At 53.3% G+C, this 12,455-nt stretch carries 8 protein-coding genes; 3 read left to right on the forward strand and 5 right to left on the reverse strand.

Features of this window, described 5'->3' with window-relative positions:
• Positions 1–487: 487 nt before the first annotated feature.
• From narI to AAZR23_RS20525, 5 genes are all read right to left on the reverse strand, one after another.
• Positions 488–1,165 (reverse strand): respiratory nitrate reductase subunit gamma, encoded by a 678-nt coding sequence (gene narI / locus AAZR23_RS20505; protein ID WP_046895246.1) that lies wholly within the window; start codon positions 1,163–1,165, stop codon positions 488–490.
• The gene (narJ, locus tag AAZR23_RS20510) at positions 1,162–1,896 is read right to left on the reverse strand and encodes a nitrate reductase molybdenum cofactor assembly chaperone (protein ID WP_046895247.1); all 735 of its coding nucleotides are present in this window, start codon (positions 1,894–1,896) and stop codon (positions 1,162–1,164) included. The genes narI and narJ overlap by 4 nt, the downstream gene beginning before the upstream one ends.
• The gene (narH, locus tag AAZR23_RS20515) at positions 1,893–3,449 is read right to left on the reverse strand and encodes a nitrate reductase subunit beta (protein WP_004241167.1); all 1,557 of its coding nucleotides are present in this window, start codon (positions 3,447–3,449) and stop codon (positions 1,893–1,895) included. Before narH ends, narJ begins: the two co-directional genes overlap by 4 nt.
• The gene (locus AAZR23_RS20520) at positions 3,449–7,210 is read right to left on the reverse strand and encodes a nitrate reductase subunit alpha (protein WP_107680618.1); all 3,762 of its coding nucleotides are present in this window, start codon (positions 7,208–7,210) and stop codon (positions 3,449–3,451) included. Before AAZR23_RS20520 ends, narH begins: the two co-directional genes overlap by 1 nt.
• 61 nt (positions 7,211–7,271) lie before the next feature.
• Positions 7,272–8,654: a NarK family nitrate/nitrite MFS transporter gene (locus AAZR23_RS20525; RefSeq protein WP_166708690.1), complete on the reverse strand. Its 1,383-nt coding sequence runs from the start codon at positions 8,652–8,654 to the stop codon at positions 7,272–7,274.
• A 298-nt stretch (positions 8,655–8,952) separates the two neighbouring features.
• Here AAZR23_RS20525 and narX point away from each other — a divergent pair, with 298 nt between their 5' ends.
• From narX to AAZR23_RS20540, 3 genes are read left to right on the forward strand one after another with little or no spacing between them, the layout of a single operon-like run.
• Positions 8,953–10,695 (forward strand): nitrate/nitrite two-component system sensor histidine kinase NarX, encoded by a 1,743-nt coding sequence (gene narX / locus AAZR23_RS20530; RefSeq protein WP_434694488.1) that lies wholly within the window; start codon positions 8,953–8,955, stop codon positions 10,693–10,695.
• 3 nt (positions 10,696–10,698) lie between these two features.
• Positions 10,699–11,400 carry a two-component system response regulator NarL gene (gene narL, locus AAZR23_RS20535; RefSeq protein WP_072125167.1) on the forward strand — a complete coding sequence of 234 codons (702 nt, stop codon included), beginning with the start codon at positions 10,699–10,701 and terminating at the stop codon, positions 11,398–11,400.
• Between the two features lie 45 nt (positions 11,401–11,445).
• Positions 11,446–12,183, forward strand: coding sequence for a glycerophosphodiester phosphodiesterase family protein (locus AAZR23_RS20540; protein WP_434694489.1), 738 nt, complete (start codon positions 11,446–11,448; stop codon positions 12,181–12,183).
• Positions 12,184–12,455: the final 272 nt, after the last annotated feature.

The raw sequence follows: 12,455 nt of genomic DNA on the forward strand, positions 1-12,455 counted from the left end.
CAGAATGCTTTGCTGTATTTTGCAATGATAGCAGCAGCACGGCTCAGATTAGAGAAGAAAGTTTTGATACTTTTCATAATGAACTCCTGCTTGTGAATTAGGTTAGTAAGCTGTTTTGCTTCGATGGAGGTATGATACCAGTTTTGTGATGTGGGTCAACATTAAATTCAACTATTTTTTAATGATTACAAAATCATTTTAATAACAAAAAAGCAGTGAAAAATAGCAGATGTGAACATCACAACCGGGATAAAACAGCGTGTTTCTGCTGGTGGTGGTTTACTGAATTGATTTTGCAGACATTTTTTGAGAAGCGTTGATATTGAAAATGTTAGCGGGGCGTTACGACGGCTGCGAAAGCAGGGATTTTGCCTCTGTGCCGGTAAACTGCTTCAACTTTTGTTGAAGATATCACGCGATAGTAAAAAAAAGGGTGGCCGGAGCCACCCAAAACTGTGCATTTAAAGGATGAGACTGTTGTTGTTAATTAATGACGGTTGCGCACTAACTGGTAGCGGCGCGTAATATATTCGACCGGCGCACTCCAGATATGCACCAGACGGCAGAACGGGAAGATCAGGAACAGCGTCATACCCAGCACCAGGTGCATACGGAAGATAAAGGCTACGCCTTCCAGATGCTCTGATGCGCCACCCTGAAATGTCACGACAGACTGTGCCCAGCCGACCAGCTTCATCATTTCACTGCCGTCAGTGTGCTGTGCGGAGAACGGAATAGTACCCAGGCCCAGAATGACCTGGATCACCAGCAGGGTGATGATCAGGATATCGCCTGCTGAAGATGTTGCACGGACACGCGGGTTGGTCAGACGGCGTTTGAGCAGCATACCGCCGCCGATCAGCGTCATCACCCCGCAGGCACCGCCCGCCACCATCGCCAGCATCTGTTTCTGCGCCACGGTGATAAACGGTTCATACATCCAGTGCGGGGTCAGCATCCCGACAAAATGCCCGAAGAAAATGCCGATGATCCCGATATGGAACAGGTTGGAAGCCAGACGCATCCCTTTTTTATCCAGCATCTGACTGGAACCGGCACGCCAGGTGTATTGTCCGTAGTCGTAACGCAGCCAGCTGCCGATGATAAACACCGCGCCTGCGATATACGGGTAGATATCAAAGAAAAACGTATTCAGGAAATTCATGGAGTTACTCCTTTCGCCGCAGGGGAAACCGGCGCGTCACCCACCTGAATGTAATTCGGGGCAACACTCTGTGAAAAACGACGCTCATGTTGTGTCAGAACAGAATTATCACAGCCTTTATCGGCCAGGAATGTCACCTGTTCTTCTTCCCAGACCGCATCCAGTGCAGCCGGGGTATCATCACGAGCTTCACCGTTCACCTGACGGGTCAGTGCGCTGAGTGTCAGGTCACTGTCCGCCATTGCCAGCAGCAGGCTGAACAATTCATGGTAATGACTTTCGCGCTGGCGCAGGCGCTCACCGAGCAGGGCGAGGATCGGTGCGATATCTTTCAGTCCCTGACAGGCCTGTTCAGGCGGCATAACAGAGAGATATTCCAGGTAAACCGGCAGATAATCCGGCAGTTCGCGGCTGTTGAGGGTGATCCCGGCCTGCTCATACTGCTCCAGCAGGGATACCATTGCCTGGCCGCGATCCCGCGATTCACCGTAAACGTGTTCAAACAGCAGCAGAGAGGTGGCTCTGCCGCGATCAAACAATTCACTGTAGCGCGCCTGACTGTCGAGCAGCGGCTCTGAGGTCAGTTCAGCGACGAAGTACATCAGTGCGGCAGCCTGAGTCAGGCGCAGTTCGTGCGCCTGTTCAATTTCCGCAATCAGTTCGTCGCGGTGTGCCCACAGCTCCTCATTCGGGTAATCCAGCAGGCAGCCGATGATTTTTAAACTAATCATGATGAATGCCTCTCTGAGATTGGCGCATCTGCCGGTGTTTTCTGCGTGATATCAATGGCATCGATGCGGCGGCTGTTAAACAGGTTAAATTTGGTATCGCTGCCGTGGCAGCCGTCACCGAAGCTGAATCCGCAGCCGTTGCGCTCAGGGAATGCCTCGCGGGCCAGCTCGCGGTGTGAAGACGGGATCACAAAGCGATCCTCATAATTCGCGATAGCCAGATAGCGGTACATTTCCTGTGCCTGAGCTTCTGTCAGACCCACCTCTTCCAGTGCACTGATATCCCGGGTTTTATCCACGGTTTCCGCACGTTTGTAGTGACGCATGGCCAGCATCCGTTTCAGGGCGCGCAGTACCGGTGCGGTGTCTCCGGCAGTCAGCAGGTTGGCGAGGTACTGAACCGGGATGCGCAGACTTTCCACATCCGGCAGTACGCCGCTGTGCGGCAGCATACCCGCATCGCTGACAGACTGAATCGGTGACAGAGGCGGCACATACCAGACCATCGGCAGAGTACGGTATTCCGGGTGCAGAGGCAGGGCGAGTTTCCACTCCATCGCCATTTTGTAGACCGGCGATTTCTGTGCCGCGTCAATCACACTCAGCGGAATGCCGTCTTTCTGCGCCTGGCGGATCACTTCCGGGTCGTTCGGGTCGAGGAAGATCCCGAGCTGACGCTCATACAGATCTTTTTCGTTATCCGCACTTGCCGCTTCTTCAATGCGATCCGCATCATAGAGCAGCACACCGAGGTAGCGGATACGGCCCACGCAGGTTTCCGAGCACACGGTCGGCTGACCGGCTTCGATACGCGGATAGCAGAAAATACATTTCTCGGATTTGCCGCTTTTCCAGTTGAAGTAGATTTTTTTGTACGGGCAGCCGGTCAGGCACATACGCCAGCCGCGGCATTTGTCCTGATCGATAAGTACGATACCGTCTTCCGCACGTTTGTAGATTGCACCGCTCGGACAGGTTGCGACGCAGGCCGGGTTCAGACAGTGTTCGCACAGACGCGGCAGATACATCATAAAGGTCTGCTCAAACTGGCCGTACATCTCCTTCTGCATATCGGCGAAGTTTTTGTCCGCGCTGCGGCGGCTGAATTCACCGCCGAGGTCATCTTCCCAGTTCGGGCCGTTCTCAATTTTTGTCATGCGCTGACCGGTGATCAGTGAGCGCGGACGGGCGGTCGGCAGATTGCCTTCCGGGGCGTTTTTCAGATGATCATAGTCGTAAGTGAACGGCTCGTAGTAATCATCCAGTTCCGGCTGGTCAGGGTTGGCGAAGATTTTTGACAGCAGGCCGATTTTGTTACCCATACGGGGAACCAGTTTGCCGCGGATATTTTTGATCCAGCCGCCTTTCCATTTCTCCTGGTCTTCCCAGTTATGCGGGTAGCCCAGTCCGGGTTTGGTTTCGACGTTATTGAACCACGCGTATTCCACACCTTCGCGGCTGGTCCAGACGTTTTTACAGGTGACAGAGCAGGTATGGCAACCGATACATTTATCCAGGTTCAATACCATGCCGACTTGGGAACGTATCTTCATTATGCTTTCTCCTGCCCGCTCAGGGTCTGTTGATAACCATCCTGCTCACCGTCGAGCCAGTCCACATTTTTCATTTTGCGGACCACCACAAATTCGTCACGGTTGGAGCCGACAGTGCCGTAATAGTTGAAGCTGTACGCCAGGTGGCTGTAGCCGCCGATCATATGGGTCGGTTTAGGGCAGACACGGGTGACGGAGTTATGAATACCGCCGCGCATGCCGGTCACTTCTGAGCCCGGCAGGTTTATCTGACGTTCCTGGGCGTGATACATAAAGATCATGCCGTCCGGGATACGCTGGCTGACAATCGCTCGGGCGGTCAGTGCGCCGTTGCTGTTGAAGGCTTCGATCCAGTCGTTATCCTCAATACCCAGCGAACGGGCATCTTCCTCACTCAGCCACACCACCGGACCACCACGGCCGAGGGTCAGCATCAGCTGGTTATCACTGTAGGTGGAGTGAATACCCCATTTCTGGTGCGGGGTCAGGAAGTTCAGGGCTTTCTCCGGATAGCCATTCGGTTTCGCGCCCAGCAGCGGTTGCGCCGCACGGGTATCGACCGGCGGACGATACACCACCAGTGCCTCACCGAATGCGCGCATCCATTCATGATCCTGATACAACTGCTGGCGGCCGCTCAGGGTGCGCCACGGGATCATCTCGTGAACGTTGGTGTAACCCGCGTTATAAGAGACGTGCTCATCTTCGAGGCCGGACCAGGTCGGGCTGGAGATAATTTTGCGCGGCTGCGCCACGATATCGCGGAAGCGGATTTTTTCATCTTCTTTATGGATGGCAAGATGGGTATGGTCACGGCCGGTCACTTTACCGAGCGCATCCCACGCTTTCACCGCCACATGGCCGTTGGTTTCCGGTGCCAGCGAAAGCACGACTTCTGCCGCATCAATCGCGGTTTCAATCGCCGGACGACCTTCGGCAGCGCCTTCAGTACGGGTGCGGTTGAGTTTTTTCAGGAAATCGACTTCTTCCTGAGTATTCCAGCTGATACCTTTCCCGCCGTTGCCGAGTTTATCCAGCAGCGGCCCCAGAGAGGTAAAGCGGGCATAGGTGTTCGGATAATCGCGTTCCACCACCATCAGGTGCGGTGCAGTTTTGCCCGGAATCAGATCACATTCGCCTTTTTTCCAGTCTTTCACATCAAACGGCTGCGCCATTTCGGCTGCGGAGTCATGCTGGATTGGCAGGGTGACAACATCCGTCTCTTTGCCCAGGTGGCCCGGACAGAGTTCAGAGAAGGATTTTGCGATCCCTTTGTAGATTTCCCAGTCGGTTTTGGATTCCCAGGCCGGATCGACCGCAGCGGTCAGCGGATGAATGAACGGATGCATATCCGAGGTGTTCATATCATCTTTTTCATACCAGGTGGCGGTCGGCAGCACGATATCGGAGAACAGACAGGTACTGGACATACGGAAATCGAGTGTCACCACCAGATCCACTTTTCCTTCCGGGGCATTATCCACCCATTCCGCTTCTTCCGGTTTTACACTGCCCTGTTCGCCGAGATCTTTACCCAGCAGACCGTTTTCAGTACCGAGCAGGTATTTCAGCAGATACTCATGGCCTTTACCGGCAGAGCCGAGCAGGTTGGAGCGCCAGATAAACAGGTTGCGCGGGAAGTTCTGCGGATTGTCCGGCTGTTCTGCCGCAAAGCGGATAGCACCGCTTTTCAGGGCTTCTGCGGTATAGGCCTGCGGATCCTGACCGGCTTCTTTCGCTTTTGCCGCGATAGTCAGCGGGTTCACGTTCAGCTGCGGTGCGGACGGCAGCCAGCCCATGCGTTCGGCACGGATATTGAAGTCCAGCAGGCTGCCGCTGAAGCGGGATTTGTCCGCCAGCGGGGAGAGAAGCTCCTGCGGCTGAACAGTTTCATAACGCCACTGGCTGGAGTGGTTATAGAAGAACGAGGTACTATTCATATGGCGCGGCGGACGTGACCAGTCCAGCCCGAACGCCAGCGGTAACCAGCCGGTCTGCGGACGCAGTTTTTCCTGGCCCACATAGTGTGACCAGCCGCCGCCGCTCTGACCGACACAGCCGCAGAATACCAGCATATTGATAATGCCGCGGTAGGTCATATCCATGTGATACCAGTGGTTGATACCGGCACCGACAATCACCATTGAACGGCCGTGGGTTTTCTCGGCGTTATCGGCAAACTCACGGGCAATGCGGGAGATGTGATGCTGACTGACGCCGGTCACTTTCTCTGCCCAGGCCGGGGTATAGGCCTTGATTTCGCTGTAATCCGCTGCGCAGTTCACATCATTCAGACCGCGATCGATACCGTAGTTGGCGAGGGTTAAATCGAAGACACTCGCCACACGGACGTCACTGCCGTCTGCCAGACGCACCACTTTCACCGGCAGTTTGTGCATCAGCACTTCATCCAGTGCCACACCTTCAAAAAATTCATTTTCAATGCCGCCGAAATACGGGAAAGCGACATCAGCAACGTCATCGTGCTTATCCAGCAGGCTCAGCTGCATGGTGATCTCATCACCGTTTTTGCCGTCACGCGGCTCCAGGTTCCATTTGCGGGATTTGTCCCAGCGGAACCCGATAGAGCCCTGAGGTGCCACTAACTGCCGGCTGTTTTCATCAATGGCGATAGTTTTCCACTCGGCATTCTCTTTCTCACCAAGTGAATCCACCAGATCGGATGCCCGCAGCATACGGCCCGGCACATAACCGCCTTCCGCACGCGGCTCCAGCATCACCAGCATCGGCATATCACTGTAAGTACGGACATAATTAGTGAAGTATTCCGCCTGACGCTTCGCATGGAACTCATTGAGGATCACATGTCCCATAGCCAGCGCAACGGCACTGTCTGTTCCCTGTTTCGGGTTCAGCCACTGGTCACACAGTTTGGCGATTTCAGCATAATCGGGGGTGATCGCGACAGTTTTGGTTCCTTTATAGCGTACTTCGGTGAAGAAGTGCGCATCCGGGGTACGGGTCTGCGGGACGTTGGAACCCCAGGCTATCAGATAAGAGGAGTTATACCAGTCAGCGGATTCCGGTACGTCGGTCTGCTCACCCCAGGTCTGCGGGGAGGCCGGCGGTAAGTCGCAGTACCAGTCATAGAAACTCAGACAGGCGCCGCCGATCAGGGATAAATAACGGGCGCCGGAGGCATAGGAAACCATCGACATCGCCGGGATCGGTGAAAAGCCGATAATACGGTCAGGGCCGAATTGTTTGGCAGTCACAATATTGGCTGCCGCAATCATTTCATTCACTTCCTGCCAGTCGGAGCGGACAAATCCGCCGCGGCCGCGGGCCTGTTTGTAGCTTTTGGCTTTTGCTTCATCATTAATAATGGAAGCCCACGCATCCACCGGGTCTGCGTGCTGTGCTTTTGCTTCACGCCACAGCGTGATCAGGCGTTTGCGAACCATCGGATACTTCACGCGGTTTGCGCTGTACAGATACCAGGAATAGCTGGCACCGCGCGGACAGCCGCGCGGCTCATGGTCAGGCAGGTCAGGACGGGTACGCGGGTAGTCAGTCTGCTGCGTCTCCCAGGTCACCAGCCCGTTTTTCACGTAGATTTTCCAGCTGCATGAACCGGTACAGTTCACGCCGTGGGTGGAACGGACAACTTTGTCATGCTGCCAGCGGCTGCGGTAACCATCTTCCCAGTCGCGGTTGACGTTCAGCTCTTGTCCGTGGTCGCCGGAGAAGGTTTCCCCGCGCTGCTTAAAATAACGGAATCTGTCTAAAAACTTGCTCATTCGGTAATCCCCCGATAAGCGCCGGGCGCTCACATTGCTCTGATTATCAGAATTGAATTAATTATTTTTTACGGCCGTATACCAGCCATGTGGTCAGAATGCAGACCACATAAAAGACAACAAACACTTTCATTGCACCGGCAGGCGAGCCAGTCAGTGTCAGTGAAATACCAAAGGCATTCGGGATAAAGAACCCGCCGATAGCACCGATGGCAGAGATAAAACCAAGTGCAGCCGCACTTTCGGTGATGGCTTCATGCTGAGCCTCTTTTTCGGTTCCGCCCTCTGCCAGTACGCGCTCAGTGGTGATTTTGCGGAAGACCACCGCAATCATCTGGAACGTGGAGCCGCTGCCGAGACCGGCAGTGAAAAACAGCACCATAAACACGCCGAAGAAGGCGGCAAATGAACCGGCATCATTTTTACCCGGCAGTGTGAAGAACAGCAGGAAGGCGAAAACCGCCATGACCACAAAGTTAATAAAGGTCACGCGGATACCGCCGAATTTATCGGAAAGGAAGCCGCCCAGCGGACGTGCCAGCGCACCCAGTAACGGGCCGAAGAAGGCGAACTTCAGGATAACGATATCCGGGAACTGGGTTTTTGACAGCATGGCAAACCCGGCGGAAAACCCGATAAACGATCCGAACGTGGAGAGATAGAGGAAACTCAGAATCCACAAATGTTTGCGTTTCAGAACCGGTAACTGCTCTTTCAGGGATGCTTTGTTGGCGGAGAGGTCATTCATTCCCAGCCATGCCGCAACAGTAAACAGCAGCAGGAACGGTACCCAGATCCACGCGGCATTCTGTAACCATAACTCAGAGCCGTCAGGCTGGGTCACGCCGGAGCCGCCCATAAAGCTGAATACACCAAACGTCACAATAAACGGGGCGACCAGCTGCATCACACTGACGCCGAGATTACCCAGACCGCCGTTGATACCCAGGGCGCCGCCCTGTTTTGCTTTCGGGAAAAAGAAGCTGATATTACCCATGCTGGAGGCAAAGTTTGCCCCGGCAAAGCCGCACAGCAGGGCGATAATCACAAACACCGCATACGGTGTTGACGGATTCTGTACTGCAAACCCGAGCCACACACACGGCACAATCAGGATCAGCGTACTGAACGCGGTCCAGCGGCGGCCGCCGAAAATCGGGATCACGAAAGAGTAAGGAACCCGCAGGAGAGCCCCGGAAACGGAAGGCAGGGCAGTCAGCATAAACAGCTGATCGGTGGTAAAGTTAAAACCGACTTTCGGGAGATTGACCGCAACGGCGCTGAACAGCATCCATACGCAGAATGCCAGTAACAGACAGGGAACGGAGATCCACAGATTGCGTGATGCAACCCGGTGCCCGCTCTCTGCCCAGAATTTTTCCTCTTCCGGGCGCCAGTCGGTAATGACGCCCGCGGCTGACTTGCCTTTGGATATCTGAGCCATAATACACCTCAAAATTATGCTGAAATTAAAGGCGTTTTACGTGGGTTATAAGGTACTGATACTGATCTTAATCAAAGGGTGAACCGATTGATTTTTAAGCGTAAAACCGTCATTCTACTTTAGAGGTACGGTTGTTAATCTGATGAAAATAAGTAAAATCAAAAGGTTAGTATCAGTATTATTAGTGTGGTTTATAAAGGCTAATCCCTCAAGGTTTTAAGGGGTACTACTTTAGTGGTAAGTGTTTTTTCAGATAAATCGGAGAGAATAACCGGTCCGTTCAGAGGAGCATCAGTGAATGCTGAAACACACATCTATTCTCACTCAAATCACCGGTTTCATGGTGCTGCTTACCGTTTTTGCGGTGATCGGTATGGGGCTGACCAATCAGATCACCGAAAGTGTGCAGGGCAATGCACATGCGATTAATAAATCCGGCACATTGCGGATGCAGAGCTACCGTTTCTTATCTGAAATCCCGCTGGCCGGGCATTCACAGCAATATCTCAATGATTTTGAATCGGATTTAACGCTGCTTTCCGGGATGAAAGCGGTGAGTCCGGCAAAAATACAACAGCAGTTTCTGGCTATTGAGCAGACCTGGCGGCAAAAGCTGCGCCCGGCACTGGAAGCGGCAAAACAGCCGGAAGAGGCCCGCGCCCCGGTGGCTGCGTTTGTCGGTCAGATTGACAGCCTGGTATCTGCCATTGACCACCAGACCGAATCCACTATCCGGCTGGTGGCGGCTATTCAGCTGGTTTTTATCGCACTGATGATTTTGCTGCTGCTGTTGTCGGCGCGCCATTTCCGCCGCCGGATACTCCATCCGTGGCAGCGCCTGCTGGCACAGGCTGACGCCATGGGACAGGGGAACTTTCAGCCGCGCTTCGCGGATTACAACCACCGCGACGAAATCACCATGATCGGCAATACCCTTAACCGTACGGCAGAGGAACTGTCTGCGCTCTACGGGGAGCTGGAATCACGGGTGGCGGCGAAAACGCAGGATTTGCAGGAAAAAAACCAGATGCTGGCTTTCTTATATAAGAGCGGGCAGCGGCTGAATAACACCAAAGACCTGACCACACAGCTGACAGATATTCTGCGGGATCTGCATCAGATTGTACCGGAAGGCGCGTTGTGTCTGCGGATTTTTGAGGATAATAACGCCTCCCGTTTCACTGAAATCGGGAACTGCGGCCGGGGGCCGTCACAGGCGCAGGAGCAGCTGAGCTGGAACCTGAGCGGGCCGATTAACCGTTACGGGGTATTGAAGCTTCTGCTGCCGGCCGGTAAGCAGCTCAACAGCGAACAGCAGAATATGATGCAGATGCTGAGCAAACAAATTATCTCGGCCTTTGCGCTGGCTTATCAGCATGAGCAGCAGCAACAGCTGATTCTGATGGATGAGCGGTCAGTGATTGCCCGCGAACTTCACGATTCTATCGCACAGTCATTATCCTGCCTGAAAATTCAGATAAGCTATTTACAGATGCATTCCGCGAAGATCCCGGAAAATTGTCAGACACTGCTGACAGAAATGCGCCGGGAAGTAAACGGTGCTTATCATCAGCTGCGTGAGCTGCTGACCACTTTCCGCCTGAAACTGACCGAGCCCGGGCTGTTCGCTGCGTTACAGAGTACGCTGGATGAGTTTGAGCAGCGGCTGGGTTACCGTATCGGCTTTGATTTTCAGCTCTCCGGGCGGCAGGTCTCCGCGCATCAGACTATTCATGTGGTGCAGATTGTCCGCGAGGCACTGAGTAATATTCTCCAGCACGCCAATGCATCGGAGGCGCGGGTGGTATGCCGGTCAGAAGATCAGATGATTTATATCCGTGTGGAAGATAACGGGGAAGGCATCCCCGAGCATCCGGAAAAAAATAACCATTACGGGTTATCTATTATGCGGGAACGGGCAGCAACATTGCACGGAACCTGCCGGATAACCTCGCGGGAACAGGGCGGCACTCAGGTGCTGATAAGCTTTCCCGCGAATACAACTATAAGAATAAATGAAGACGATTCAGGAGCAAGGTAAACAATGACGAACAGAATACTTTCTGCCGGAGAGATTATACTCAGTGATCCGGATGAAGCCGCTGATCCGGCCTCTCCCTCCACGATCCTGCTGATAGATGATCATCCGATGCTGCGTAACGGTGTCAGGCAGTTAATCAGCATGGAGCCGTCACTGATGGTGGCCGGTGAAGCGGGGAATGGCCGTGACGGCATTGCGCTGGCGGAATCACTCGACCCGGATCTGATTTTACTGGATCTGAATATGCCGGAAATGAACGGTTTTGAAACCCTGGATATTTTGCGGCGCAAACCGCTGTCCGGCCGGGTGGTGGTATTCAGTGTGTCCAACTACCGGGAAGACCTGATTACGGCACTGCGCCGGGGGGCGGACGGCTATCTGCTCAAAGATATGGAGCCGGAAGAGCTGCTGGTGGCACTGCGCCAGGCGGCTGCGGGTAAAATGGTGGTCTCCCCGGCACTGACCGAAGTACTGGCAGGCGCGCTGCGTGAAGTGCGCAGTGATGATGAACCGGATATCAATGCACTGACTCCGCGTGAGCGCGATATACTGAAATTGATCGCTCAGGGGCAGCCGAATAAAATGATCGCCCGCAAACTGGACATCACCGAAAGCACGGTAAAAGTGCATGTGAAAAACCTGATGAAAAAGATGAAGGTAAAATCGCGGGTGGAAGCAGCGGTCTGGGTATTGCAGAACAAATAATGTCCGTATGATTCTTTGACCGGCCTGTATATAAAGGAACAGATTATGATTATTGCAGCACACCGCGGCTTTGCCGCCCGCGCACCGGAAAATACCATGGCGGCATTCCGGCAGGCTGCGGAGTTCGGCTGTCTGTGGATTGAAACCGATGTTCAGCTCAGCGCCGACGGCGTACCGGTACTGATCCACGACGAAACCGTTAACCGCACCACCAACGGCAGCGGAAAAGTGACGGATCTGACCTTACGCGAACTGCGGGCACTGGATGCCGGGTTATGGGCAGGCGAAACATACCGGGGCGAAAAAATTCCGCTGCTGACGGATCTGCTGGCGCTGGCGGAGGGAGCCGGGCTGCATCTGAATCTGGAGCTGAAAACAGAGCTCACAGACAGTGACCACGCGATTGCGCAGTTGTGTGAAGCCACAGCGGCCGTTCTTGAAATGCATAATTTCCCCGCAGAGCGGATTTTGTTTTCCGGCTTTGATACCCGCACACTGCGGTATATGCACAAACGGATGCCGCACATCCGGCGCGGACAGCTCTGGGAAAAGATCCCGTCTCAGCCCCTGACGCTGCTTCAGGAGATTGACGCGTTCAGCGTACACTGCGACTGGCTGTTTCTTCGGGAAGACACGGCAAAATCGCTGAGAAAAGCCGGTTATCAGGTTTTTTGCTATACACCGAATTATCCGGAACTGGTTGCGCATTTTGCGGACTGGGGCGTGGGAATGCTGATAACTGATAACCCTGCAATATACAGGGACGAAAATCGTTTTTCTTAATGCTATATTGCATCCGTATTACACCGGCCTCTTCCGACAGGCCGGTGTTTTTATTTAACTGTCATAAAATACAAGTTATTGGAGTTATATTTAATAAATAATAATAAAATTCTTTTTATTATTATCAGATGAACAAAAAGAGGATAAAAACTGTAACAAAGTGATACAGGTTTAATCATACAGGGAGTTATCTCAAATATCCTTTTTCCCGCGCCATCATTACCCATCCTGTTTGTTTTTATATAATAACCTGAAATTACATGGTTATTTCA

This window comes from Morganella sp. Je.2.23 (genome assembly GCF_051129855.1).
GTDB lineage: Bacteria > Pseudomonadota > Gammaproteobacteria > Enterobacterales > Enterobacteriaceae > Morganella > Morganella sibonii.

Excerpts from the sequence above, each read along its gene's own strand:
- narI (WP_046895246.1), bottom strand. The coding sequence starts at position 1,165 with ATGAATTTCCTGAATACGTTTTTCTTTGATATCTACCCGTATATCGCA.
- narJ (WP_046895247.1), bottom strand. The coding sequence starts at position 1,896 with ATGATTAGTTTAAAAATCATCGGCTGCCTGCTGGATTACCCGAATGAG.
- narH (WP_004241167.1), bottom strand. The coding sequence starts at position 3,449 with ATGAAGATACGTTCCCAAGTCGGCATGGTATTGAACCTGGATAAATGT.
- AAZR23_RS20520 (WP_107680618.1), bottom strand. The coding sequence starts at position 7,210 with ATGAGCAAGTTTTTAGACAGATTCCGTTATTTTAAGCAGCGCGGGGAA.
- AAZR23_RS20525 (WP_166708690.1), bottom strand. The coding sequence starts at position 8,654 with ATGGCTCAGATATCCAAAGGCAAGTCAGCCGCGGGCGTCATTACCGAC.
- narX (WP_434694488.1), top strand. The coding sequence starts at position 8,953 with ATGCTGAAACACACATCTATTCTCACTCAAATCACCGGTTTCATGGTG.
- narL (WP_072125167.1), top strand. The coding sequence starts at position 10,699 with ATGACGAACAGAATACTTTCTGCCGGAGAGATTATACTCAGTGATCCG.
- AAZR23_RS20540 (WP_434694489.1), top strand. The coding sequence starts at position 11,446 with ATGATTATTGCAGCACACCGCGGCTTTGCCGCCCGCGCACCGGAAAAT.